This window comes from Pantoea sp. alder81, assembly GCF_020179835.1.
GTDB lineage: Bacteria > Pseudomonadota > Gammaproteobacteria > Enterobacterales > Enterobacteriaceae > Pantoea.
Window position 1 is genome coordinate 891,772 of the sequence record NZ_JAIUDA010000001.1, and the last position, 25,854, is coordinate 917,625.

General features: G+C 54.3%; 25 protein-coding genes. 9 read left to right on the forward strand and 16 right to left on the reverse strand.

Annotated features, from left to right (window positions below; translation table 11 throughout):
• Window positions 1–47: 47 nt before the first annotated feature.
• The 4 genes from LBW88_RS04240 to LBW88_RS04255 all read left to right on the forward strand — a co-directional run bounded on the left by LBW88_RS04240 (window position 48) and on the right by LBW88_RS04255 (window position 5,389).
• Window positions 48–1,277, forward strand: coding sequence for a LysR family transcriptional regulator (locus LBW88_RS04240; protein ID WP_224928329.1), 1,230 nt, complete (start codon window positions 48–50; stop codon window positions 1,275–1,277).
• A gap of 236 nt (window positions 1,278–1,513) precedes the next feature.
• Window positions 1,514–2,890 carry an MFS transporter gene (locus LBW88_RS04245; RefSeq protein ID WP_224928327.1) on the forward strand — a complete coding sequence of 459 codons (1,377 nt, stop codon included), beginning with the start codon at window positions 1,514–1,516 and terminating at the stop codon, window positions 2,888–2,890.
• A 10-nt stretch (window positions 2,891–2,900) separates the two neighbouring features.
• The gene (locus LBW88_RS04250; protein ID WP_224928324.1) at window positions 2,901–3,881 is read left to right on the forward strand and encodes a VOC family protein; all 981 of its coding nucleotides are present in this window, start codon (window positions 2,901–2,903) and stop codon (window positions 3,879–3,881) included.
• Window positions 3,882–4,018: 137 nt separating this feature from the next.
• Window positions 4,019–5,389: an amidohydrolase gene (locus LBW88_RS04255; RefSeq protein WP_224928321.1), complete on the forward strand. Its 1,371-nt coding sequence runs from the start codon at window positions 4,019–4,021 to the stop codon at window positions 5,387–5,389.
• A 79-nt stretch (window positions 5,390–5,468) separates the two neighbouring features.
• Here the strand turns inward: LBW88_RS04255 and LBW88_RS04260 are convergent, their stop codons facing one another.
• A complete protein-coding gene (locus LBW88_RS04260) occupies window positions 5,469–5,678 on the reverse strand; it encodes a glycine zipper 2TM domain-containing protein (RefSeq protein ID WP_038646981.1) in 210 nt (69 codons plus the stop codon).
• A gap of 319 nt (window positions 5,679–5,997) precedes the next feature.
• Here LBW88_RS04260 and LBW88_RS04265 point away from each other — a divergent pair, with 319 nt between their 5' ends.
• Window positions 5,998–6,198, forward strand: coding sequence for a hypothetical protein (locus tag LBW88_RS04265; RefSeq protein WP_224928318.1), 201 nt, complete (start codon window positions 5,998–6,000; stop codon window positions 6,196–6,198).
• A 15-nt stretch (window positions 6,199–6,213) separates the two neighbouring features.
• Here LBW88_RS04265 and LBW88_RS04270 read toward each other — a convergent pair whose 3' ends face one another.
• The 8 genes from LBW88_RS04270 to LBW88_RS04305 form a co-directional block, all read right to left on the reverse strand.
• Complete coding sequence (locus LBW88_RS04270) at window positions 6,214–6,804, reverse strand: TetR/AcrR family transcriptional regulator (protein ID WP_224928315.1); 591 nt, start codon at window positions 6,802–6,804, stop codon at window positions 6,214–6,216.
• A gap of 78 nt (window positions 6,805–6,882) precedes the next feature.
• Window positions 6,883–7,434 carry a cytochrome b gene (locus tag LBW88_RS04275; protein WP_224928313.1) on the reverse strand — a complete coding sequence of 184 codons (552 nt, stop codon included), beginning with the start codon at window positions 7,432–7,434 and terminating at the stop codon, window positions 6,883–6,885.
• Window positions 7,434–8,477, reverse strand: a complete 1,044-nt coding sequence (locus tag LBW88_RS04280; RefSeq protein WP_224928310.1) for a catalase family peroxidase — start codon at window positions 8,475–8,477, stop codon at window positions 7,434–7,436. Before LBW88_RS04280 ends, LBW88_RS04275 begins: the two co-directional genes overlap by 1 nt.
• Window positions 8,478–8,696: 219 nt before the next feature.
• Window positions 8,697–9,563 (reverse strand): DeoR/GlpR family DNA-binding transcription regulator, encoded by an 867-nt coding sequence (locus tag LBW88_RS04285; protein WP_224928307.1) that lies wholly within the window; start codon window positions 9,561–9,563, stop codon window positions 8,697–8,699.
• A gap of 155 nt (window positions 9,564–9,718) precedes the next feature.
• Window positions 9,719–10,666, reverse strand: a complete 948-nt coding sequence (locus tag LBW88_RS04290) for a D-ribose ABC transporter substrate-binding protein (RefSeq protein WP_100700488.1) — start codon at window positions 10,664–10,666, stop codon at window positions 9,719–9,721.
• A gap of 69 nt (window positions 10,667–10,735) precedes the next feature.
• Entirely contained in the window at window positions 10,736–11,791 is a 1,056-nt protein-coding gene (locus tag LBW88_RS04295; protein WP_224928304.1) for an ABC transporter permease, read from the reverse strand.
• A 22-nt stretch (window positions 11,792–11,813) separates the two neighbouring features.
• Window positions 11,814–13,352: a sugar ABC transporter ATP-binding protein gene (locus LBW88_RS04300; protein WP_224928301.1), complete on the reverse strand. Its 1,539-nt coding sequence runs from the start codon at window positions 13,350–13,352 to the stop codon at window positions 11,814–11,816.
• Window positions 13,349–14,002, reverse strand: a complete 654-nt coding sequence (locus LBW88_RS04305; protein WP_224928298.1) for a DUF2291 domain-containing protein — start codon at window positions 14,000–14,002, stop codon at window positions 13,349–13,351. The genes LBW88_RS04300 and LBW88_RS04305 overlap by 4 nt, the downstream gene beginning before the upstream one ends.
• A gap of 379 nt (window positions 14,003–14,381) precedes the next feature.
• Here LBW88_RS04305 and LBW88_RS04310 point away from each other — a divergent pair, with 379 nt between their 5' ends.
• The 4 genes from LBW88_RS04310 to LBW88_RS04325 are packed head-to-tail and all read left to right on the forward strand — an operon-like array spanning window position 14,382 to window position 19,423.
• Window positions 14,382–15,965, forward strand: a complete 1,584-nt coding sequence (locus LBW88_RS04310) for an FGGY-family carbohydrate kinase (protein ID WP_224930240.1) — start codon at window positions 14,382–14,384, stop codon at window positions 15,963–15,965.
• 10 nt (window positions 15,966–15,975) lie between these two features.
• A complete protein-coding gene (locus tag LBW88_RS04315) occupies window positions 15,976–17,502 on the forward strand; it encodes a glycerol-3-phosphate dehydrogenase (protein ID WP_224928295.1) in 1,527 nt (508 codons plus the stop codon).
• Between the two features lie 2 nt (window positions 17,503–17,504).
• Window positions 17,505–18,443 carry a sugar phosphate isomerase/epimerase family protein gene (locus LBW88_RS04320; RefSeq protein WP_224928292.1) on the forward strand — a complete coding sequence of 313 codons (939 nt, stop codon included), beginning with the start codon at window positions 17,505–17,507 and terminating at the stop codon, window positions 18,441–18,443.
• A 23-nt stretch (window positions 18,444–18,466) separates the two neighbouring features.
• Window positions 18,467–19,423 carry a sugar-binding transcriptional regulator gene (locus tag LBW88_RS04325; protein WP_224928289.1) on the forward strand — a complete coding sequence of 319 codons (957 nt, stop codon included), beginning with the start codon at window positions 18,467–18,469 and terminating at the stop codon, window positions 19,421–19,423.
• On the opposite strand, the gene LBW88_RS04330 is transcribed toward LBW88_RS04325, so the two are convergent.
• The 7 genes from LBW88_RS04330 to LBW88_RS04360 form a co-directional block, all read right to left on the reverse strand.
• On the reverse strand, window positions 19,420–19,959 hold the full coding sequence (locus tag LBW88_RS04330; protein WP_224928286.1) for a GNAT family N-acetyltransferase: 540 nt from the start codon (window positions 19,957–19,959) through the stop codon (window positions 19,420–19,422). The genes LBW88_RS04325 and LBW88_RS04330 overlap by 4 nt on opposite strands.
• 27 nt (window positions 19,960–19,986) lie before the next feature.
• Window positions 19,987–20,994 (reverse strand): ABC transporter permease, encoded by a 1,008-nt coding sequence (locus tag LBW88_RS04335; protein WP_224928283.1) that lies wholly within the window; start codon window positions 20,992–20,994, stop codon window positions 19,987–19,989.
• Between the two features lie 11 nt (window positions 20,995–21,005).
• Complete coding sequence (locus LBW88_RS04340; RefSeq protein WP_224930238.1) at window positions 21,006–22,007, reverse strand: ABC transporter permease; 1,002 nt, start codon at window positions 22,005–22,007, stop codon at window positions 21,006–21,008.
• Between the two features lie 27 nt (window positions 22,008–22,034).
• Window positions 22,035–23,516, reverse strand: coding sequence for a sugar ABC transporter ATP-binding protein (locus LBW88_RS04345; RefSeq protein ID WP_224928280.1), 1,482 nt, complete (start codon window positions 23,514–23,516; stop codon window positions 22,035–22,037).
• Window positions 23,517–23,618: 102 nt separating this feature from the next.
• Window positions 23,619–24,608, reverse strand: coding sequence for an autoinducer 2 ABC transporter substrate-binding protein (locus LBW88_RS04350; RefSeq protein ID WP_224928277.1), 990 nt, complete (start codon window positions 24,606–24,608; stop codon window positions 23,619–23,621).
• A gap of 15 nt (window positions 24,609–24,623) precedes the next feature.
• Entirely contained in the window at window positions 24,624–25,097 is a 474-nt protein-coding gene (locus LBW88_RS04355; protein ID WP_224928272.1) for a VOC family protein, read from the reverse strand.
• Between the two features lie 14 nt (window positions 25,098–25,111).
• A complete protein-coding gene (locus LBW88_RS04360) occupies window positions 25,112–25,684 on the reverse strand; it encodes an SIS domain-containing protein (RefSeq protein WP_058960523.1) in 573 nt (190 codons plus the stop codon).
• Window positions 25,685–25,854 lie beyond the last annotated feature (170 nt).

A 25,854-nucleotide genomic window follows, 5' to 3' on the forward strand; every position in this document is an offset into this window, starting at 1 on the left:
TTTTTATTTATGTTGTGATCACTATCAGAGGATCAGGAGCAGAAGGCATGCTGGAAAGTGAAGACGGTAACCACATTAAAATCATGCAGCTAAGGTCACTTTGTATGATTGCCGAACGGGGAACTGTCTCGGAAGCTGCAGGAGATTTATTTCGCACGCAATCGGCAGTAACGCGATCGATACGTGATCTGGAACACACTCTGGCGACGCCTTTGTTTGAACGTCATGCCAGCGGGATGCTGCTTACCGAGAAGGGAAAATGCGTGCTGCCCCGCGCCCAGCGCGCCCTTCAGGAACTCAAACAGATACCCGCACTTCTCGCCCGGTTTAAACAGCGCGAATCTATGCGTGATGACGCCGAACCGATTTGGTTGTTCAACGTCAGACGCCTGCAGATATTTTTACGGCTGTTTCATTTGCAGCACACGCAAAGCGTGGCCAGCTCGCTGGATATCAGCCAGCCCGCCGTCAGTGCCGCGCTCAAGGTGCTGGAGAAAGGAGCCAATATTGTGCTGTTCCAGCGCTCCCCGCGAGGTATGCAGCCGACGGCCGCCGCACGTGAAATGGCGCCACATGTCAGCCGCGCCCTGAATGAAATTCGCCATATCCCGGAAGATCTTGCCGCACAGCAAGGGGTTTTGCAGGGCACCGTGCATATTGGTGCCCTGCCATTGTGTCGCAGTGTGTTATTGCCCCGCGCGATCACCCGCCTGGTGACGGCACATCCGGCGATCAAGGTCGTGACCAATGAAAGTGCCTTTAGCACGCTGATTACCGAACTCCGCGCAGGCGACGTTGACCTGATTGTCGGTGCCTTGCGTCATGACAGCAACGTCACTGATATCGATAATCGCCGACTGTTTAGCGAAGAACTGGTGCTGCTCGCCAGGCCACAACACCCGTTAGCCGGTCGAACGTTAACCGCTGCCGATCTCGCCGACACACAGTGGATTCTGCCACGTGAAAACAGCCCGGCCCGCCATCTGTTAGAACACGCCCTTGCCACGTTGCACATTCCGGCACCCAAACCCGTGGTGGAGAGCGGTGACCTGGCGATCGTGCGCGGCTTATTAATGGACTCCGACATGGTGGCAGCCGTGTCATGGCACCAACTGGAGTACGAATTGAAGTCGGGCACGCTCAAACCTTTATCCTTCACTCTGCCCGATACGCATCGTGATATTGGCATCACATTGCGCGCGGGTGCGCTGCATTCCCCGGCCACGCTGGCACTGATTAAGTGCATCAACGCCGAAGCTCATACAACAGCGACCTAAACGAAATTCATACAATGTTAGTACGCCGTTTACCCATACCCCCTTTCCACCGGGCAGCACAAACCCGCATTTACACCGTGGATTATGACAACTCGCTCACAATATAAACGTAACTCATACCGCTAAAAGCCTTTTTTGACAGACAGCCTGCGGCACGGTGCTTACCGTGGAGCTGGATGAGTTAATCATGACTTGTCATTCAATAGACTTTGCGTGCCCGTAGAGAGAGCGAACGTATGAATACAAATAAGCTGGTCGACATCAAAGCCTGGATTGATTCACGACCCATTTCGGCCTTTCAATGGCGCGTGTTATTCCTCTGCCTGATCATCATTATGTTCGACGGTTACGATGCCGCCGTGATGGGATTTATTGCGCCGGCGCTGATAGAGCAGTGGCATATCTCACGCGCCGCGATGGGGCCGATTCTGGGCGCGGCGATGTTTGGCGTGGCGATTGGCGCACTGATCGCCGGTCCCTTATCCGATCGCTTTGGCCGTAAAAAAATCATCCTGCTCGCGGTACTGATGTTCTCCGCTTTCAGTCTGATCTGCGCCTTCGCCACCACGCCGCTGCAAATGGCGATGATACGATTCATTGCCGGACTCGGGCTGGGCGCAGTCATGCCCAACTGTGTCACGCTGCTGGCAGAATATATGCCTGAGCGTCGCAAAGGCGTGATGATTACCCTGATGTTCAGCGGTTTTAATATCGGTTCCGGGCTGGGTGGCTTTATCGCCGCGGGATTGCTGGCGCACTATCACTGGAATGCTGTGCTCATTTTCGGCGGTGCACTGCCGCTGCTTCTGTTGCCCTTATTAAGTTATCTGCTACCTGAATCTGCGTTGAATTTGGTGGTGCGCCGGGCACCACGCGTGCAGATTGCCGCGCTGCTTAATCGCATGGGCGGCCAGTTTCAGCAGGATACGGCGTTCGTGCTCAACTCTCCCCGGATCAATCGCAACAGCACCATTTCCCAGCTCTTCCACCACGGTTTTGCCCGCGGCACGATCATTCTGTGGGTGACATATTTCATGGGGCTGTTTGTGATTTATCTGCTCAACGGCTGGCTGCCGACCATTATGCGTTCGGGCGGCATTTCCCTTGAACAAGCGGCGATTCTGGCGGGATTATTCCAGTTAGGCGGACCACTTGGCGGTATTCTGGTCGGTGCATTGATGGATAAGTGCAACGCGAGAGTGGTAATTGGCGTGGTCTATCTGCTGGGTTGTCTCTGCTTGTTAGCACAGGGCATCTTCGCGTTTACCGGGGTGGCGTTGGGCATATTCATTTTCATTATCGGCATGTGTATTAATGGCGCACAGAATGGTCTGCAGGTTTATTCTCCTGCTTATTACCCTACTGAAATGCGCGCCACCGGGGTGAGCTGGATGCACGGCATTGGCCGCACCGGTGCGATCCTGAGTTCTTCGATTGGCGGATTGCTGATGGGCGCATTCCCGGCGCAGTCGGCAATTTTCTATATTCTTGCTCTACCCGCTTTACTGGCCGCGATCAGTATTGTGCTTCATCGTAATGTTTCTCTGTCTCTGAAAATAAAGGGCGCAGCGCTGGATGACCTTCCGACGCTGTCACAAACCCTCAATAAATAGGAATGGCCTCATGACATCTCAACTTTCTGAACCCTGCTTCGATATTGCACATCTTGCTCACGTGGAGCTTTACACCGACAAGTTTGAAGAGAGCCTCAACTTCTTCGTCAATGTTTATGGCTTAACGATCACCGCGCAGGACGACGATCACGCCTGGCTGCGCGCCTGGGATGATTATGAATTTCACAGCCTGAAACTCACGCGGCATCACACTACCGGCGTGGGTCATATTGCCTATCGCGCCGCCTCGCAGGCCGCGCTGGAACGACGAGTAGCGGCGATTGAAGCCAGCCCCTATGAAGTGCTCGGTTGGGTCAACGACGATCAGGGCCACGGCCAGGCATTTCGCTTTACCGATCCCTTTGGCCACATTTTTGAGATCTATTACGACACGGTCCGATATCAGGCTCCCGACGATCAACGCCCGTCGCTGAAAAATCTGTCTCAGCGTTACCATGCGCGTGGCGCCTGTCCGCGCCGTCTCGATCATCTCAACCTGTTGGCAGCCGATGTCAGTGAGTTCAAGCGCTTCATGGAAACCTGCTTAGGCTCCCGCGTAACAGAGATGATTCAGCTGGATAATGGCCGCGTTGGTGGCTGCTGGTTCACCATCAATAATAAAACCTATGATTTGGCCTGTACCGAAGAGCACGGTGGCGGCAACGGGCGACTGCATCATGTGACCTACGCCACCGACACGCGGGAAGACATTCTGCGCGCGGCCGACATCTTCCTGGAAAACGGCGTGCACATTGAAACCGGCCCACACAAACATGCCATTCAGGGCACATTTTTCCTCTATGTCTGGGAACCGGCGGGAAATCGTGTCGAGCTGGCCAATTCCGGCGCTCGTCTGATTCTGGCGCCGGACTGGCAGACAGTGGTCTGGACGGAAAGCGAACGCAAGAAAGGCCAGGCGTGGGGCCTGAAAACCATTGAGACGTTTCATACTCATGGCACACCGCCAATGCCCAAATCGCAAAATCATTAACCCTTCAACAGAACATCGGATAGCGATGCTGTCCGATGCGTCATTACTTTTCTCCATAGTTATCAGTGGAAAAAATCACAGCACAGCGCTTATCGCTCCTTGTAGGGTAATTCTCCCCTACAAGGAGAAAATAACCTATGAGCCTCATGACTTCCGGCAACCGCCGGGACTTTCTTTCCGCTGGCATCAAACTCACTGCGGCAGGTACGCTGCTCAGTGCCGGATTAAGTAGCCGTACCGCTGCAGCGGCTGCCTGTAGCCCTGAAAACCTGACGCACATCGATGTCAGCCACTATCTGTTGCGCAATGTGCGTCTGGAAGAAGCCTTTGTACGTCATCATGGCGTTATTACCGCGACGCGCACCGGTTTGTACGATATCGAAATCAACGGCGCAACTATCGCGGGTATCCACGCGGCGGGTTTCAGCAGCACCCTTCCCGCCTGGGATGCAGCGGGTCACATCCTGCTTCCCGCAACGCGCGATATGCATATCCACCTCGATAAAACCTTTTATGGCGATGGCTGGCGCGCTCCGCTGCCGCGTAAGAGCGTGATTGATATGATTCATCAGGAGGAACAGATTCTTCCTGAGATTGTGCCGACCTCAGAAATGCGTGCCGAGAAGCTGATTGGCCTGCTGCAATCGAAAGGCAGCACCGAAGCGCGCAGCCACTGCAATATCGATCCGATCAGCAAGCTGGACGGGTTGGCGCACTTGCAACAGGCGATTGCTAACCACCGTCAGGACTTTACCGCGAAGATTGTCGCCTTTCCGCAGCATGGGCTGTTGCGGTCCAGGGTCGAAGGTATGATGCGTGAAGCGATGAAAATGGGCGCCAATTTTGTCGGCGGCCTGGATCCGACCAACGTTGATGGCGCGATGGAGAAGTCGCTGGATACCATGTTCAGCATCGCGCTCGATTTTGCTGCGCCGGTGGATATCCACCTGCATGAAACCGAACCGCACGGCTTGGCCGCGATACGCTATATGCTTAAAACGGTGCGCGAGAATCCGCAGCTAAAAGGCAAAGTCACCATCAGCCATGCGTTTGCGCTGGGCACGTTGTCCGGTAAAGAACTGGATGCGATGATCGAGGAGCTCAAAGAACAGCAGTTCAGCATCGCCACCACCGTGCCGATTGGGCGCGTCATCATGCCGTTGCCACAACTGCGTGCGGCGGGCGTCCCGGTATGGTCCGGCACCGATACCATTGCCGACCACTGGCAACCCTTTGGCAGCGGCAGCATGCTGGAAAAAGCCAATGTCTATGCACAGCTGTATCGTGGCCCGGATGAGTTTTCACTGAGTCGCGCATTGGGTATCGCCACCAATGAGGTGCTGCCGCTGAACAGCCAGGGAGAACAGCAGTGGCCGAAGTTACAGGATAGCGCGACGATGATGTTAGTGGCGGCGAGTTGTTCTGCTGAAGCGGTGGCGCATGTTGCTCCGGTGATGGCGACATTCCATAACGGTAAACAGGTATTTGGCCAGCTAAAGAAAATTTAATGGATAAATAGAGGCAAAGTGTTTTCGGCATTATTTCGTCGCACATTCAGTGTGCGACGAAATAATTTAGCGGAAAGTATTAACGGCTGACTTCATGACCAATTAAACCACCGATGGCCGCACCACCCAGCGTACCAAAGGTACTTCCGCCGGTTAATACCGCGCCACCTACTGCGCCAACGCCCGCACCAATCGCCGTATTACGTCCACGGTGCGACATGCCACAAGCGGTAACCGATAAACAGACTAATGCGACAATGGCGAAACTGCAGCTGCGTTTTAAAAGCATCGAAATCCTCATTACCATTAAAAATGGAATGCAATAGTTTTTAATTTGATTGTTGTTAAGACACCAAATCGTTGGCGACTTGCACTGCTCGTCGGCGCTAATTTAAGAGGATTTGTGAAACGGCGGAAGGTAAAAATTCCTATTTTCAGGCGGTACTGGCGAAGCGGCGAGAATCCGTGCAAAACGTCCCTTTTTCGGCGCCTGACGGGCGTTTAAACCTGCTGTGCTTTACTGATAATCCATTCCTTGACTGCCAACCTACCAACTAGTAGATTAATGTTTATTCAGCTAACGCTAGCGACATATTTCAGGGGGCAACGTGAGTGTCATTCATTTTCCCAACCAACATCCCGCCCACCGGATCCCCGATTCTGGATCTACGCAATCGGATAAGCAGAAAATACGCGACTTTGCGTTGAATATTGCCGCGCAATTACGCAATGATCCTGAATTAAATAAACAGGCACCTTATCTGGTCGATAAAGTGATTCTGTTACTGATGAAAGAGTCGCGAGGCTAAATGGCCGCAAGGCTATTATGCGGCAACAACCAGATTGTTCAGCACCGGTTTAATCATTAATAAGAACAGTTCGGGGTTATTAAACGCTCGCGCGGCTATCATCGCGCCGTGCACTGTCGCCATCAGCGATTTGGCTTCCCTTTCCGCCCCTTCCCGCAGAATAAACACCCCGCGCTTTTCGCCCTTAGTTAACACGTCTGTCAGCCACGCGGAAAGATCGGTGAAATGGCCGGTCACTTCAGCCGCCACCTCTTGCGGCAAGGTCGGCAATTCCACCGCCAGCATCACGCAAATACAGAACGGCGAGCTGTTTTCCTTAATGCAGGTTGCCCAGAAGTTCACATAACCGTTTAGTTCCGCCAGCGGATCATCGCTGAAATGCTCACTGGTCGCGGCCATACCGGCTCGCGCTTCCTCACGATAATCACTCACCACCGCCAGCACCAGATCGGCCTTACCCGGAAAGTGATGATGGATACTGGCTTTACGAATCTGCACGCGCTCTGCCAAATCGGCATAGCTGAAACTTTTGTAACCGCCGGAGGTGAGCAGCGTTCGGGTGTGATTAATGATTTCGGTGGCTTTGGGCGAACGTTCGACGGTCATGCGGGGCTCCGGCAGCGAAGATGAAATGGCTGCAAATCAGTAAATTGGCACTGAACCTACTGACCTGCAGCCGGGATGTCAAGGCGCTTCAGGGCGCTTACGGCGGCCGGTCATACTTCTGAACACACCATCCCGCAGAATCAGCGCATGGAACAACGCAGCGGCAAGATGCAGCATCACCGTGACGAACAGCGCTAAGGCAACCCAGGTATGCAACGGACGCAACCAGGCATACAGGTCATTACTGATTGGCGTGATCGGCGGCAGCACCAGACTGCTCCCCAGACTCACCGGATAGCCTGCCGCCGACAGCATCGCCCAACCTATCAATGGTTGCGCTAGCATCATGGCGTACAGCGCCCAATGTGAAAGATGGGCCAGCACTTTTTGCCCGTTTGATAACGTGGACGGCAGCGCGGGTTTGACGGTGGTAAAGCGCAGCCACAATCGCACCACCACCAACAGCAAAATCATCACGCCCAGCGGTTTATGAATCGCCACCAGCAGGCTGTGCAGTGACGAGACGGTGGCGACCATGGCTACGCCAATAAACAACATGGCCATAATGGCGGCGGCCATCAGCCAGTGAATGGCGCGCAGCGCCGGATGGAAAGTCTCAGTGTGTTTCATCAGTGTGCTCCTGCCTGTTCACGGGTGCGGGCGTTGTAGGATTTGGCATACGCCGATGAACGAGCATTGAGGATCGGGTCGTCTGAAGCAGTGATGCCCTCGGGCAGGATCAGAGGATCGTAATTGATATCGTTACACGCGCCCTGCTGCTGCGGCGTGGTTTGGTTGATGGTCAGGGTGCCCGCATTGACGGTCTGACGGTCCGCTGGCCACGCAATCGAGGCATCGCTGCTTTTATCCTGTGCGTCTGCGACAGTGATGATCAGATCCCACTGCAGCGGCCCTTTAGTAAGACGCTGTTGCAAATCGCTCTGCAGGAAGTTGCTGTCATTTTTATCGGCGGCGTTAATCGGCTGATATTCGGTGTGCGGCACCATACTCCAGCGAACCACATGGCTCTTGCCGGCCGAATCAACAAAGTTGAAGGCGTTAAGGCTATTAAAGCGATCGCTTGCCCAGCTTGAGGAAGGAACATACTGCTGCGCCCAGCCAAAGAATGGCTTTATTTCGGGATGTTTTTGGACAAAGGCCTGAATTTTTGCGGGGTCGGGCTTGCCTGTTTTCGCATCGGGCAGCGTGGCAATTTGCAGGTCGTAAAACCCTTCCACGCTATTCACCGGAAATATCGGCATGGCATTCATCCCGGTGCGCCATTGCTGACCATCTTTTTGATAAAACGCTAACGCCATGCTGCGCACCGGCACGGCATAATCCGGGGCGTTCGGATTACCACCGGCAATGGCAAAGCGCCCAATCACCGGGGTTTCGCCCGGCGCAAACAGCCCGGCACGCGACAGCACGCTGGCATTGCCGTTAGCGGCAAAGCTGCCGTTGATGCACACGCCTTTGGCATGATTGCGCCGATAACCGGGATGCTCCCCGCCAGATTTTTGTAGCACGGTAATGAGCTTATCGGAGGTTAACTTATCCGGTGTTAACCAGCCGCCCGCCCAAAGAAACAGCGCGATGACTATCAATGGAACCACTGCAATAGCGGCCAGACGGGTGAGTGTCTGGCCGGTCGTAAGAGAAGGCTTGTTCATAGGTTCGCTCAACATGGCATAAATTAAGACAAGGCAGTTACCCGAGCTGAATGATTAGCGCGTGGCAATCAATTGCACCGTCATCATTCACGGTTGCAGAGGTGCCAATCTACTAGTAGGTAGATTGGGTTGTCAAACCCATTTGCAGGCAGGATAACGACTGTCGCGGCCGACCGACCGCGCACTATGATATCTGAATGGGTAAATCTACAGAGGGAATCAGACTTCTTCGCGCAAGATAGCGTGGGTCTTCATGGGCGCAACCACAACGTTCACACCCAAATCCTGCAGACGACGCAGCACCGGCACCGGCGTGCCCTGATTGACAATCACCACATCAAACTCGCTGAGATGGGCAAAACGGTGCAGCGCCCGGCGTTCGAATTTGGTGTTATCCATCATCAGAATGCGTTTCTGCGCGGCATCAAACATCGCTCGTTTGGTTTCGACGGTTTCCGCGGACTGATGAAACACCGCGTCATCGATGATGGCGGACATGCTGACAAAGAACACGTCGGCGCGCAGGCTGGCGATCTCTTCACGCGTCATGCGGCCCATAAAGGCATTACACCAGTGATAAAACTGACCGCCCAGCCCCATCAGCGTGATATCGCGGCCGTTGCGCATCTCATTCATCAGCGTCAGGGAGTTGGTGATCACCGTTAACGGTGCGCGCGCCGGTAGCAAACGCGCCATCTGCAATACCGTGGTGGAATCATCGAGGAAGATCGCCTGGCCCGGTTCCAGGTAAGTAGCCGCCACTTCAGCAATGGCTTGCTTCTCTTCCAGCTGACGCGTCGCACGATAGATATCACTGGATTCCACTAAGCTGGTTGGCGTGGCGGAGACCACTCCACGCGATTTGTGCAGCAACCCGCGTTCAACCATCTCATCAATATCACGGTGCGCGGTCATCAGGCTGATGCCGAAACGATCGGTGATATCTTCAATGCGAATAGCGCCTTCTGCCATCACGGCTTCCGCGATCAATTGACGTCGCGCCAGCTGGCGCGCCTGACGGCTGTCGCTGGGTAAGGGTTCGGCCATGAAGACGTTTAGAGAAGAGTCCTGCGGGTTGTGCGCCATATTTCGTCCAGGAAAGTGATGCAGAAATGCGGGTTCGGGGTGATTACAACGCGGAAACGCGCCTTTTGCAAATGATGTGAAGTTCGGACGGTTGCAGCGGCGCACCGAAGCGCGTCCGCTGGACAGTGTGCGGCCCGAAAGCCGCACTTCACGCATTACTGCTTCAACACAAACGGTGACGCGAAGTTACCGGCGTTCTCTTTGGTAATCAAAATGCAGTCAAACAGCTGCTTTTCCGATGCTGCGCCAGTTTTACCGGTTTTCAGGAAGCTATCGGCCTGCTCTACCGCTTTCTGCGCGAACTGCGCCACTGGCTGCATCACGGTATACGCCAGCGTCCCGGCTTTCACGGCATCAACCGCATCCGGCGAACCATCAAAACCACCGACTTTGATTTGGTTCAGCTTGCCGGCTTCTTTCAGTGCGGCAATCGCTCCCAGTGCCATCTCATCGTTACCACTGATCACGCCTTTAATGTTCGGATTAGCCTGCAGCAGTGACTGCATCTTGTTAAAGCCCTGGGTACGATCCCAGTTGGCCACTTCCTGACCCACTTTCTTCAGCGTGGGGTACTGTGACAGCACAGTATCAAAGCCGTTGGCGCGGGTGGCGGCGTTGTTATCTGACGGCGGGCCGACCAGCTCAACGTAGTTGGCGGTGTCGCCCACCTGCTTCACCCACTCCATCGCGCCGACCGCCGCGCCCTGCGCATTGTTAGAAACCAGCTGTGCTTTGGCCAATCCGCTCTGGTTCAGCTCGGCATTGATAATAAACACCGGGATATTCGCCGCGATGGCTTTTTTCACCGATCCCACGGAACCGTCGGCATTGGCAGGATCGAGGATGATCGCTTTGGATTTGTTGGTGATCGCCGTATCAATCAGCTGGCTTTCGGTATTGGTATCGCCTTTGTGCGCGCTGACTTTCGCGCTGTAGCCGAGTTTCTCAGCCGCTTTCTGCGCCACCTGGCCTTCCGTCAGCCAGTATGGGTTGGAGGGATCGTTAACAATGATGGTCATCAACCCATTGTCCGCCCAGGTGGGTGCGGCGAAAGTAGTGATCGCCATAGCGGCGGCAGCAATAAACAGACGTTTTGTGAACATAGGTGCTCCGTTATTATTTAGGGTACAGGTTTTACGGATAACCGCGCGCTGCCAGACAGCGCGCGTGAGTTAGCGACCGCGCTTGCCGTATTGCAGGGTGTTGAGCAATACCGCCAGCACAATCACGGCGCCAGTGAACACCGTCTGCCAGTAGGCAGAGACGCCGATAATCACTAAGCCATCAGAGAGAAAACCGATTACAAATGCGCCCAACAGCGTGCCGCGCACGTTACCGCGACCACCGGTTAAGGCCGCACCGCCAATCACCACCGCGGCAATCGCGGTCAATTCATAAGTGGTGCCCGCCGTTGGACCGGCTGAAGTGAGCTGTGAAGAGAGCACCAGCCCCGCCATCGCGGCACAGATACCCGACAACACGTAAACGCTGATTTTGATGCGTTTCACCGGTACGCCGGAGAGATCGGCGGCGCGCTCATTACCCCCCGAGGCATACAGCCAGCGTCCAAACGCCGAACGGCTCAGCAGAAAACCACAGGCCAGCGCCACCACGCCCAGCACCAGTACGCCAACCGGGATATTGAAGATGCGATTAAAGCCGAGCCAGTCAAAGCCAGTGTTGCCCAACGCTTCAGTGCCAGAGAGTTTGTTGTAGGTCAGACCGTTAGTGATCAGCAGGGCAATACCGCGCGCTACATACATGGTGCCGAGCGTGGCAACAAACGCCGGGACGCGAAACCAGGCGATCAGCACACCATTCACCAATCCCACCAGCGCACCAATCACCAGCGTTAATATCGCCACTGCCCACACCGGCAGATACAGCACCACGCCCAGCGCTTCAAGGTTGATGCCCTGCATCATAAATCCGGCCATCACCCCGGCCAGACCCAGCGTCGAGCCCACGGACAAATCAATCCCGCCGTTGAGGATCACCAGCAGCATGCCAATCGCCGGTAAGCCAAAAATTGCCACGTGCGATGCCATGGTCAGGAAATTGGCGCCGGTAAAGTAGTTAGGCGAGAGCAGGGAAAAAGTGGCAATAATCACCAGCAGCGCAATAAAGGCGCGCCCTTCCAGCAGCAGTCGCGCCAGATTAAGGCTTTTGTCAGCCTTCTTTTTGCTCGCGACTGGCGGCGAATCCAGCGTGTGTGTTCTGTCTGTCATACCGTTTGCTCCGTTTTTCATGTCATGCCACCAGAGACTCGCCTGAAGCGGCCATAATGCGTTCTTTACTCACGCTGGAATCGAAGATGGCGTTAATGCGCCCTTTGCTCATCACCACAATGCGATGAGCAATACTCAGGCATTCGCCCACTTCCGAGGTGGTGTACACCACCGCCAGCCCCTTTTTGGCGTTCTCCGCCAGCAGACGAAACACTTCCGCTTTGGCGCCGATATCGATGCCGCGGCTGGGTTCATCCAGCAGGATCACTTTTGGACGGGTGGCCAGCATTTTGCCGATCACCACTTTTTGCTGATTGCCGCCGGAGAGCGAACCGATGGCCGCCTCGCCGCCTGCGGTTTTCACCGTGACGTTGCGGATGCTCTCCGTCACCAGCTGCTTTTCACGCCGCGGTGACAGCACCAGTCCGCGCACAAATTCGCTGATACTGGCGAGCGACAGGTTTTCGCCCACCGACATGGTCTGCACCAGGCCATCGCGCTGCCGATCTTCCGGCACCAGCGCGAGGCCGATTTGAATACGTTGTTGAATGGTTAACCCGCTGACATCGGTATCCTGCAGCAGAACGCGGCCCTGGCTTTGATGAATACGGCCGGCGATGCACTCCAGCAGTTCGGTGCGACCCGCGCCCATCAGGCCGTAGATGCAGACAATTTCCCCGGCTTTCACTGCCAGCGAGAGGTTATCCACCAGCCGAATCCCGGTTTTGCTTTTCACCGTCAGGTCTTGCACGGTCAGCGCCTGTTCGCCAAAGTCATACCCTTCTGGTGGCGAGCCGAGGTCAAAGTGATCGCCCACCATATTGCGCACGATCCATTCAAGATCGATCTCATCGCGTTTGGCGTAGGCGGTCATCACGCCATCACGCAGCACCACGGCGCGATCGGTGATCTCCAGCGCCTCTTCCAGATGGTGGGAGATATACACAATCGCCACGCCCTGACTGGTGAGATCGCGGATCACCTGGAATAGCACCGCGACTTCCGTGGCACTGAGCGCCGATGTCGGTTCATCCATAATCAAAATCTGTGAATTCACCGACAGCGCACGGGCAATTTCCACAATCTGCTGTTGCCCTAAACGCAGGTTTTCCACTGGCGTCAGCGGATCAATCTCCTCCTCCAGCGCCGCCATCAGATGGGCGGTAATGCGCGCTTCTTCCGCATAATCCACCCCACCCGGCTTCATGATTTCGCGCCCCATAAAAATGTTGTCGCGCACGTTCATGTTGGGAGCCAGATTCAACTCCTGATGGATAATCGAGATGCCGCAGTCGCGCGCTTCGGTGGCGGAACGAAACACTTTCTCTTCGCCGTTGTAGAGAATTTCCCCGGATGTTGGCGTAATCACGCCAGACAAAATTTTCATTAGCGTGGATTTGCCTGCGCCGTTCTCACCAAACAGCGTGGTGACTTCACCGCGACGAATTTCAAAATTCACGCCCTTCAATGCATGGGTCGATCCATAGATCTTGCTGATGTTGCGCGCTTCAAGGATCACTTCGCCTTTCAGCAGCGCTGGATTCACGTTGAAAGGTTTCATTTCACCTCCAGACTGACCGGCGTCACCATCCAGTTGTTCGGTGTCAGCAGGCGGAACACGCCCACCACCTGCACTGTTTTGCCGGGCAACGTGTCGCGCTCCAGTTTATCGAGCACTTTGGCTTTCATGGCGCGATTGATCGCCGATCCGGCATTTTGATACTCAATCTGGTTGGTAAAATCGCCGAACTGGATTTTGCCGCTGGCGTCACGCAAATCGGTGCCGGTGATGGCCGGACCGGTTTGCAGGCGAATCACATTTCCGTCCGGTAAACCGTCCACTTTCACCGGGAAAATGCCCATCTGCCCTGGCTGAACCACACCTTCCAGCTTGACGGGGATCACCGGTAATGGCGAACCCACACCGTATTTCTGCACCGCTTCCTGTTGATTGGCTTTCAGCGCATCGGCGAGGGTTTTGGCATCCACTGCGCGCGCTTCCACATCCTGCTGAATACCGGGAAAAGTTTTCTCACCAAAGCTATCGGGGGAGAAACCCTGCTCTTGCACATCTTGTTCGGAACCGATCTTCACGACTTTGGTATCCAGCGCCATGGCAGCGATCACGGCGACCACTACGACACCGATAATGCTGTAGCGGCGGATGCGCTTCCGGGAGAGCTGCTGTGCCAGCATTGAGACATCGGACATTACGTGACCTCTCACTGTTATCTGCTGCGATAATCGCCGCATTAAATGTTATAAATGTGATAACTCTTGTGATGAGAATTGTGCTGATGTGACTAAATTGTCAACAGCAGACGCACGAATTTTTCAGGAGCGCGATCTGGATCGCTAAATTCCCTCCCTCACACGCATTTGCGCTAAAGATGCCCGCCATACAAGCCTTCCTCATGTGATATCTCATTTCACTTTGCAGGTGATCATCGCCATTTTCGTGATCGAACTCGCTAACTGAAGTGAAATTTATTCGTTTTATCGAAAAATAATACATGAGATATGTTATCTCCATGGGAAGTGGTGTAAGACATTATTTAGCAAATTCATCACAGGGAATTAACACAGCGTGATGAGTCAACTTTTCTTCCCTTCGGAGGTGTACGTGGGTAACAGCGATATCATTCTGGGTCTGGATTCCGGCACCTCAGTGGTGAAAGCGGTGGCGTTTGATCTGGAAGGCACACAGCTGGCGTGCGCCTCCGTGCGTAACCGCTATTACCGCAGCGAAGGCGGTGCCGCGCAGCAATCCATGTCGCAGACCTGGCAAGATGCCGTGGACGCGATAAAGAAACTGGGCGATCGCGTGGAGAACCTCGCTTCCCGCGTGGTGGCTGTTGCCGTTACCGCGCAAGGGGATGGGACCTGGCTGGTGGGCGCCAACAATCAGCCAGTGGGAGATGCCTGGATCTGGCTGGATGCGCGTGCGGCGCATACCGTGGATGCTTTAAATCAACACGCCCTGGCGGCCGAGCGTTTTAAAGCCACCGGTACCGGGCTGAACACCTGCCAGCAGGGTTCGCAGATGGCGCATATGGACCAGCACTTTCCCGAGCTGCTGGCGAAGAGCGAAGTGGCGCTGCATTGCAAAGACTGGCTTTACCTCAATCTAACGGGCGTACGTGCCACCGATCCTTCCGAGGCCAGCTTCACCTTTGGTAACTTCCGCACCCAGCGTTATGACGATACCGTTATCGCGGCGCTGGGGCTGGAACATCGCCGCTATCTGCTGCCGGAAATTATTGATGGCACGCAAATCACCCATCCGTTAACCGCTGAGGCCGCTGTTCTCACCGGTCTGCGCGCCGGTACACCGATCTCGCTGGGTTACGTGGACATGGCGATGACCGCACTGGGCGCGGGCGTGCACACCGGCGAATCCAATACCGCCTGCTCGATTGTCGGTTCCACTGGCGTGCACCTGCGCAGCGTGACCATTGATGAGGTGTGGCTCAATCCGGCGCAAACTGGTTATGTCATTCCGCTGCCGTGGCCAGGCTATGTGACGCAGGTGCAGACCAATATGGCATCCACCCTCAATCTCGACTGGCTGCTGAACGTGGCGAGTGAATTGCTGAGCGGTTTCGGCTGTGAGATCGATCATGCGCGGCTGGTGGCGCACATCGACCAGTGGCTCAATAAAACTGAACCCGGCACGCTGCTGTTCCATCCCTACATCTCGATTGCCGGTGAACGCGGGCCGTTCGTCAACGCCGATGCGCGCGCCAGCTTCACCGGACTCAACTACCAGCACAACTTTGCCGACCTGGTGCGCGGCGTGATTGAAGGCATTGGTATGGCCGCGCGTGATTGTTATCAGGCGATGGGTAGTACTTTGCCGGGTGAAATTCGTCTCACTGGCGGCGCGGTACGTTCTCAACCGCTGCGACAGATTCTCTCTTCCTGCATTGGTGCGCCGGTACGTATCAGCCAGCGTGATGAAGCCGGTGCAGCGGGCGCTGCGATGATGGCCGCGGTGGCGATTGGCGCGTATCCCTCCATGGCACAGTGCGTGGAAACCTGGGTACGCCCGCTGCTGGATGCGCCTGAACCGCCCTCCGCTGAGCTGTCGCAGCGCTATAACCAGCTGTTTCCCCATTATCAGCAGATCCGCAGCGATCTCCCTGCCGCCTGGCACGCACTGAATAAGTTTTAAGGAGTAAACCATGAGTGAAAATACGCTGGATCTGTTTGTCATTGGCGGTGGCATTAATGGCGCGGGCATCGCACGTGATGCGGCCGGGCGCGGCTTGTCCGTGATGATGTGTGAAAAGGATGACCTGGCACAGGGCACCTCCTCGCGCTCGGGCAAACTGGTGCACGGCGGGCTGCGCTATCTCGAATACTATGAATTCCGACTGGTGCGTGAGGCGCTGATCGAGCGCGAAGTACTGCTGAATGCCGCGCCGCACATTATCTGGCCGATGCGCTTTGTATTACCGCATAGCCCGACCGACCGGCCGGCGTGGCTGGTGCGTTTAGGGCTGTTCCTCTATGACAACTTAGGCGGGCGTAAAAAGCTGCCGGGCACGCGATCCCTCGACCTGATGCGCGATCCCGAAGGCGCCCCAATCCTTGATAGCTACAGCAAAGGCTTCGAGTACTCCGATTGCTGGGTCGATGATGCACGCCTGGTCGCGCTCAATGCCGTGGATGCCGCAGAGCGCGGCGCGACAATTCTGCCGCGTACCCGCTGTGTCTCCGCCAAACGCGTCAGCGGCAAGTGGGAAGTGATGATTCAGGATGAGGCCAGCGGCGCTCAACGTACGGTGTTTGCCAAAGTGCTGGTGAATGCGGCGGGGCCGTGGGTGCTGGATATCGTTAACCAGGTCACCCAGACCAAAAGCAACCGCAGCGTGCGGCTGGTGAAAGGTTCACACATCATCGTGCCGAAATTCTGGGAAGGTCAGCAGGCCTACCTGGTGCAAAACACCGACAAGCGTGTCATTTTCATCAACCCTTATGAAGGTGATAAGGCGTTAATCGGTACCACCGATATCCCATGGCAGGGCAAGGCAGAAGCGGTGACCGCCGATGACAGCGAGCAGCAATATCTGATCGATGTGGTCAACCGCTACTTCAAAGTGAAACTGCGCGCCAGCGATGTGATTACGCGATTCTCGGGCGTGCGTCCGCTGTTTGATGATGGTAAAGGGAATCCTTCTGCTGTCACCCGTGATTACGTGTTCGATCTCGACGATCAGCAAAACGCCCCGCTGCTGCATGTGTTTGGCGGCAAAATTACCACCTTCCGCAAGCTGGCAGAGCACGCTATCCAGAAACTCGCGCCCTTCTTCCCCAATATGGGAACAGACTGGACACGCGAGGCCACTTTGCCGGGCGGTGACATGGCGAATGGCGATTTCGAGAGCTTCCTCGAGCAAGTGAAAACGCGCTGGCCATGGCTACCCGCGTCGCTGCGTAAACACTATGCACGCCTGTATGGCACGCGCATTGAGAAAGTGCTGGGCCATGCCGGTGAGTTGAGCGATCTTGGCCGCCATTTCGGCGCACAGCTGTATGAAGCCGAAGTGCGTTATCTGGTAGAAAATGAGTGGGCGCAACAGGCGGAAGATGTGCTGTGGCGTCGCACTAAGCACAAGTTGCATCTGACCGAAGTTCAGCAGCAGGATTTTGCCCAATGGTTTGACGCGACCTTTGCTGCCGCTGTACCCCTGCGTAAGGAGGCGTAATCATGCCCTTGACGCTCTCACTGAATACCAATCCGCTGGTGAATCGCTTTGCCGATCCGCAGGATCTGATTCACACCGTGGCACAGCAGATCCGCATCCGCGATCTGCAATTAACGCATGAATTTATTAATCCCGGCTGGCCCGCCGCCACCATCAAGCGCATGACACGCCTGATGCAGCAGGCGCTGCGAGAAACTGGCGTGCGGGTGACGTCGGGTATGACCGGTCCTTATGGTCGGCTCAACCATTTTGGTCATCCGGACGTTGAAGTGCGGCGCTACTACGTGGACTGGTTTAAAACCTTCGCCGATATCACCGCAGAACTGGGTGGCGATGCTGTTGGATCGCAGTTCGCCATTTTTACGCAGCAGGATTTCAACGATGCGGCGCGGCGGGACGCGTTGATCGATATCGCGATAGATTGCTGGGCCGAGGTGGCTGAGCATGCCCAATCTGCCGGATTGAAGTACCTGTTTTGGGAACCGATGAGCATCGGACGCGAGTTTGGTGAAACCATTCCGGCTTGCCTCGCACTGCAGCAGCGTTTGAGCAGTGAGTCCTTTGCCCTGCCGATGTGGATGATGGCGGATATCGATCATGGCGATGTGACTTCTGCGGACCCACGTGATTACGACCCTTACGCGTGGGCAGAAGCGGTGCCGCGATACTCGCCGATTATTCATATAAAACAAAGCATGATGGACAAAGGCGGTCACAGACCTTTCACATTGCAGTACAATGCGGGCGGCCGCATTCAGCCGCAGCCATTGCTGGATGCACTGTCGCGCGGCGGCGCAACGGATAACGAGATTTGCCTTGAGCTGAGTTTTAAGGAACGTGAACCCACAGACCGTCAGGTGGTGGCAGATATCGCGGAAAGCGTTGCGTTTTGGGCACCGCATATTGATACAGGCGTGCAGGATTTGCATCTGGCTTCCTAAGCCTAATCATCAGGAAAAGAAACATGAAACCGGCTCCAACTCCCGCTGAACGCGATGACTCTCTGGCCCTGCGTGCCGCATGGCTGCACTACGTGGGCGGCCTGACCCAGGCTGAAGTCGCCAAACGTTTGGGATTACCCTCCGTTAAAACCCATCGCATGATTGCCAAAATGGTCGCGGAGGGCGCGGTGAAGGTGTCGATTGATGGCGATATCATGGCGTGCGTGGCGCTGGAAGATCAGCTGCGCGAAAAGCACGGACTGCGGTTTTGCCACGTTGCGCCTGACCTCGGTGAAGAAGGCTTGCCGGTGCGAACGCTTGGCATGGCTGGCGCAGATTACCTGCGCAATCTCCTCACGGCTCAGCCTGCTATTACGCTGGGACTGGGACATGGCCGCACCCTTTCCGCAGCTATTCACCAACTCCCACGCATTGACGCCCCGCATATGCGATTCGTTTCGCTGCTGGGCTGTCTGACGCGCAACTACGCGCTCAATCCACATGATGTAATGCATCGCATAGCGGAAAAAACCGGTGCGCAAGCGTATATGATGCCGGTGCCGTTTTTCGCCAACACGCAGGAAGATCGCGACGTGCTGCTTAAACAGCGCGGCGTCAGCGAAGTGTTTGCCATGGCGGCGCAGAGCGAGGTGAAACTGGTGGGGATCGGCACCGTAGAACCTGCCGCGCAGTTGGTTGAAGCGGGCATGATCGATGAAGCTGAAATTAACGATATTTCTGCTGCAGGCGCCGTCGGTGAACTGCTCGGCCATTTCTTCGATGCCAACGGACAGATGATCCACAACAGCCTGACGGCGCGTACGCTGTCGGTGGAACTGGATCTTGCTCACCGCGCGGAAATTGTCGCGCTGGTGGGCGGATTAAGCAAAGTCGACGCGATTCGCGCGGTGCTGGCCAGCGGTCTAGTAACCGGATTAATTACCGATGAGTTAACGGCACAGGCGTTAATTGCAGATTAGAGTGGCATTAATTCATCCGCGAATAACCCAAACACCCAATCGTCCCGCCACTCACCGGCGAGGTTATAACTTTTCCGCAAAGTGCCTTCCTGCTGAAATCCTACTTTAAGTAACGTTCTACGTGAGGGCTCATTTCCGGCGGTTACGGTGGCAACCAGCTTACGGAAGCCCAGATCCTTCAGCGCATAACGCGCAATATCGTGAAGTGATTCGGTACCAAACCCTTTGCCCTGAGACTCTGCTGCCAGCAAAAAACCGACTTCCACGATGCCGTCACCGCGATCGATAAATCCGGTGACACCTAGCGGCGCTGAACAACCCTTCTCTATTATCACCAGGCACAACCAATGGGTGCTGCCTTTCTGCCAGCGTGGCAATCTTATCTCGAACCTGTCACGTCGAATCTCTTCTTCAGATTGAGGATCGGCCACATAACGCATCACGCGCTCATCCTGTTGCAGCGAGAGAAAGAATCGCCAGTCATCGGCAACTAACTGGCGATAGTGCAGTCTTTTGGAGGTGATTTCAGGGAACATTGAATCCTTATTCGCCTTTTTGATGTTTTATTTAGCCATACGCAGTTTAATCTGAGAGAACAATCCCCGGAACACCACAATCGCGATAATTATCGCACCCCATGTCGCGGTAATCATAAAAGGATCGAGGCGCAACAGGTTCAATCCGCTGGATATCATCTGCAGGATAATCACCGCCAGAACCACACCCGAAACCCGGCCGAATCCCCCAAACGGACTCACTTTGCCGAGAAAGGCGGCCAGTACCGCCACCAGCAGATAAGAATCCGCATAGCTGGCTTTGACCGAGTTAAGTTGCCCCATCATCACCAGCGAAGTCAACGCCGCAAACGTCGAGGAGAACACATATTGCATCACAGTGATTTTCACCAGATTAACGTTGGCGTACTGTGCCGCCGTCGCGTTTGAACCCATCATATACAGGCTAAAACCAAATCGGGTTTTGTTCAGGATGATTGACGCCACAATAGCCGCCACCACAAACAGAATCAGCGCGTTCGGGATGCCGAAACTGGTGCCATTGCCAATATTTAGCAGTGAATCAGGAAAACCCGACAGTGTGTAACCGCGAGTCAGCACTACATTTAGTCCGGCAATCAGCGTCATAGTACCTAGTGTGACCAGAATGTCGGGGATCTTGAGGATCGAGATCAGCAAGCCGTTGATCACCCCCACCAGCAGGCAGGCTACAAACCCGAGCAGTACGGCGAGTAACACCAGTTCCACACCCGCCAGTTTCATGCCCTGTGAGGAGAGGGCTTGCAGGACGAGGGCGATAATAATGCCATTGAGGTTTGCCGTTGAGATGATGGAGAGATTGATTCCGCCGGACAGCATTGAAATCATCATGCCAATCGCCAGCAAACCCACAATCGGTAACTGATAGGCCATCGATATCAGGTTCTGCGTGCGAATAAACTTCTCGCCGTTGAGTGCGAACATCAGGATAAATACTGCAATCAGCACCACATACAGTGACAGATTCTCCGCAATAACGGCACTGAGACGCAGGCGCGCGGGCGCGTAAGTTTTCATGGCTTTGCTCCTCATTGTTCCACCACCACACGCACCTGCGCCCTTTTCTGCCGCAGAATTTGCAGCGCATTGAGTGACACGCTAAATAGAATCACCAAACCGGTGAAGACGTTGTAGTAGTAAGGCGAGACTTTCAGCAGTGTCAGGCTATTGCTGAGGATTGCGAACAGCAATACGCCTAGCAGGGTTCCCGCTACGCTGCCACGCCCACCGGTGACCGATGCACCTCCCAGTACCACGGCTGCAATTACCTGCAACTCAGAGCCCACAATGGAATTGGGGATCACCGTCTGCACAATCGACACCTGAATAATGCTGGCAAATCCCGAAATGGCCCCGACAAAGGTATAAATGAACAACGTTGTGCGACGCAGGTTGAAACCTACGCGCTCCGCAGAGAGCGCATTGCCACCTACCGCGTATATGCTGCGCCCCAGCACGGTATGTTTGAGAAACAGATGCAGGAAAATCGCCAGAGCAAACCACAAACAGGTCACCAGGCTTAAGCCATACCAGGCGCCGTTTGCCGCCTGTAACGGGAAGATTTTGATCTCAGCCAGGCTGAGCAGTGATGGCGGCAAGTCGTAAATCAAATCACCCTGAGTCACCACGTACAGAGTGCCGTAAAACAGACTGTTAGTGGCTATCGTCACAATGATGGCGGTGATCTTGAAGTAATAAATGATGATACCGTTTAGCAGTCCCATTAATGCGCCGAGGATCAATGCACATAATATCGCCAGCCAGATATTATCGAGTCCGAGTTGCAAGAACCAGAATACCACCACGTATTGCGCCACCTGAGCGATGGCGGTAAACGAAACGTCAAACCCACCGGAAATCAGCACCAGTAACACACCCAATGCAAAGATGCCCAGTACCGTCCAGGATTTCAGCAGGTCGGTCAGATTATCAAAGCTGATGAAGTTGGGATTGATGCTGGTGATCACAATCGACAGCACGACGATCAGCACCAACAGCAAGGTCTCACGCGCTTTGAGCAGTTTCATCATATCCACGATACTCTCCTCCGGCGGGCGTTATTGCCGCTCCATCTCATGTTGCAGCGTTTCATTATCAATTTCGTCACTGCGCCAGCTTTTGCCCAGCCTGCCGCGCTGCATCATGATGATGCGGTCACAGTTGGCCAACAGCTCTGGCAGCTCATCGGAAATAAAAATGATGCCCATGCCTTCCTGCGCTTTCGCTTTCACGGTTTGATAGATGTAGTTTTTGGCACCCACATCAATGCCCACGGTTGGGCTGTCCAGAATGAACACCTGAGGTCGCATCGCCAGCCATTTTGCCAGCACCACTTTTTGCTGATTGCCACCGGAAAGCATGCGAATCGGTTGGTCCTGACTGCCGTATTTCACCTGCATTCCCTTAAGCAAGTCCTCAACCGTATCGCGCATTTTTTGACTGTTAAGCAGTCGCATCGGGGTCAGAAAGTGATCCAGGGTGCAAATGGCCGCATTTGCCGCGATGCTCTGCTCCATAATGAGCCCTTGTGCCAGACGATCTTCGGGAACATAGGCGATACCGTGTTTTACCGCAGCATGGATGCTGTTGATGGTGACGGGTTGGCCATGCAAATAAATCTCGCCGCTTTGTGCCGGTTCCACGCCAAACAGCGCCATGGCCAGTTCGGTGCGTCCGGCACCTAATAGACCGGCAATGCCTAAGACTTCACCTTTGCGTAATTCAAAACTGACGTCCTGAAAGCTGTTGCGTTTGCTGAGATGGCGCACACTGAGCAGCACGTCATCAGTCGCACTCGATGCCCGCGTTTCAAAAGTCAGGGCATAGCCCAACATCAGATTTTCAATATCACCGCTGGTGAGTTTTTCCGTGGGCTGGCAGTCAATCACTTTGCCATCGCGCATTACGGTAACGCGATCGCAGATCTCCAGTAATTCATTCAGCTTGTGGCTGATAAAAATGAAGGCGATGCCTTGCTGCTTTAACTGGCGCAAAATGGCAAACAGGTTGTTGATTTCACTGCGTGTCAGTGCGGTCGTAGGTTCATCGAGAATGATCAGTTTTGATTGATTAACCAGCGCACGTGCAATCGCCACCAATTGTTGTTTGGCAATCGGCAGTTCGTCTACCGTCGCGTCTAAATCGAGATGAATCCCCAATTGAGCGATGATTTTGACGACGTTATCTTTGTAAGCGCTGCTGCGCACCAGTGCTTTACGGTCATTCAGCATCTGGCTGATATAGATGTTTTCTAACACGCTGAGATTGGGAAACAGCGAGAGATCCTGATAGATGATGCCAATGCCCTGCTTCACCGCATCCATGGCGGTGAAACGCTGGATGGACTGATTTTTGATGGCCAGGCTGCCGCGATCGCGTGATTCAACACCAGCAATGATCTTCATTAAGGTGGATTTACCGCAGCCGTTTTCACCCACCAGGCCGTGCACCTCACCTTCATTGATATCAAAACTGACATCGTTGAGTGCGGTCACGCCGCCAAATTTTTTCGTGACGTTCGCCACAGACAAAAACTGCATACGACCTCCGCACACTCTGCGGTGATAGAGACGGGCATCATCGATGACGCCTCAACAATAAAACGTTCAGGGTTTGGGGCGACACGAATGCCGCCCTTATGATTAAAAATCGTACTTGCTGTAATTGTCTTTGGTGACCGTCAGTGGTTTATCAAAGATGATGTTTTGACCATTGATGGTCGGGACGCCAAGCGTGGGGATTTCCAAACCTTGTTTAATCTGATCCCGCTTGCCATCGAGCACCATTTTGGCAATGTAGGCCATGGCGTAAGAGGCTTCACCCGGGCTCCAGAGAATCGATTCGGTTAAGGAACCATCCTTCAGGAAGGTGGCACTCTCTTTCGGGGACGTCGTTCCGATGACAGTGAGTTTGCCCACCAGACCTTTTTCGCGCAGCGCTTGTGCCGCACCTGGACCACCCTGACTGCCAAATGCCAGCACGCCTTTCAAATCTGGATAGGTAGAGAGCAACTCCAGTGTTTTCTGACGCGAGGCGTTGCGATCTTCACTCACCGGGAAGCGATCGGAGACCAGCTTCATATCGGGATATTTCTCTTTCATTTCTTTGATCGCGGCATCTGCCCAGGTGTTGTGCGCAGGTACAGTCAGTGAACCTACATAAATGGCAAACTCTCCTTTGCCACCGGCATGTTTGGCGAATTCATCCATCATGTAGCGACCAAATTTTTCGTTTTCGATCATCTCAACGTCATAGTCGGCGCCCGGTTGGTTCACTGATTCATGGGTGATGACCACAATCTTCTGACTGCGCGCACGGTTAAACACAGGCTCGACCGAGCTGGCATTATTCGGCACCACCAGCAGGGCATTGGCACCCTGAGTAATACTGTCTTCGATAATGCGCACCTGCTGCGCTTCATCAGCGGAGGCTGGCGCCTGCTGATAGGCATCGATTTTGAAATCTTTGGCGGCTTTTTTCAGACCGGTTTCATAGTCGTTAAACCACGCAGAACGCAGCTTGGGAATGCCGACCATAGTGTATTCATCTGCCGCCTGTGCTGGCAGCGATGCGCAGAGTGAGGTTATGCCCAGCAGCAGTGCTAACGTCAGAGCATTACGCGTTTTCATCATGATATGTGTCCTTTATCAGGCGGGATAGCGCCGTTCAGGTTCAGGAATGGAGCCAGCGTTACCGATTTCGATCACGGCACCCTGAAAACGCTCCTCGGTATCGAGGTAATAGAAAACGTCATCACCAATGTTGCCGCTCTGCACGACGTCATATCCGCGTGCCTTGTAGGTTTCGAGCGCCTTTTCACAATCGGCAAAATAGAGTTTGAGATGATGTAAGCCGTACCCGTGCTTTTCGATGTATTCGTCATAGATGCTGTAGCCAGAGACTGGCTGCATCAATTCCATCTGTACGCCATTAATCCAGCACACAGCAATTTTGTAGATGTGCTCTGCTGGCTGGCCACGGTAAATCGACTGATTCACGTTATGTGGCCCGTAGGTATAGACATCCCACGGGCCCATGTTGAAGGCTTCCCAGTAGTGCTGCATTGCCGCATCAAGATCTTCTACCAGATGAGCAATCTGAATGATGTCACCGTCTTTCATCGCATGCGCTCCGCTCAGGCAAACTTATGAGGCAACCCTTCGAGGTTGGTGTGGCTGGCTTTCATCGCATCCATCTGGATACCGCACTGCTCGATCAGCATCATGGTGACGATATCGGTGAAGAGGAATAGCGACTGTTCCAGTAAGGTGGACATTGGCTGAATGGAGGGAATTTCCTGATCGCCGCCAAATATCTGGCCGGGTACACGCACGGCTAAATCCGCATATTGACCATGTTCATTTTCAGGGTGGGCAGTGAGCAACACGATGCGCGCACCGGCTTCTTTCGCCAGCTTGATGATATTCAGTTCTACGTTGGTGACGGCACAATGCACGATGAGCAAATCACCCTTGCCAAGATAGGGCGACGTGGTGTCATAAACGACGTAACTGTCAAATCCCATATGCTTAAGGCGCATGGCAAAGCCACGCACTGAAAGTTGCATGCGGCCCATGGCATAGAGCTGGATGGTTTTCGCCTGGCGGATTTCTGTGATGAGCTGGTCAATTTGCTGCGGATCAACCGCCAACAGCGTGTCGCGGTTTTCATTAATGACCTTCTCTACCAATGCTGCGTATTGAGACATGTGTCATTCCTCAGTTGGCCCTAAAAGGCACAGATGTAGGGTTTATGTTTACAAATTTGTAAAATTAAATGCCTGACAACTGATGACAACCTTACGCAACATTTTTACTTTTTCTTTTGGAATTGATCACAAATCAAACACAAATGGATTACATATCGAGCAGAAAAAGA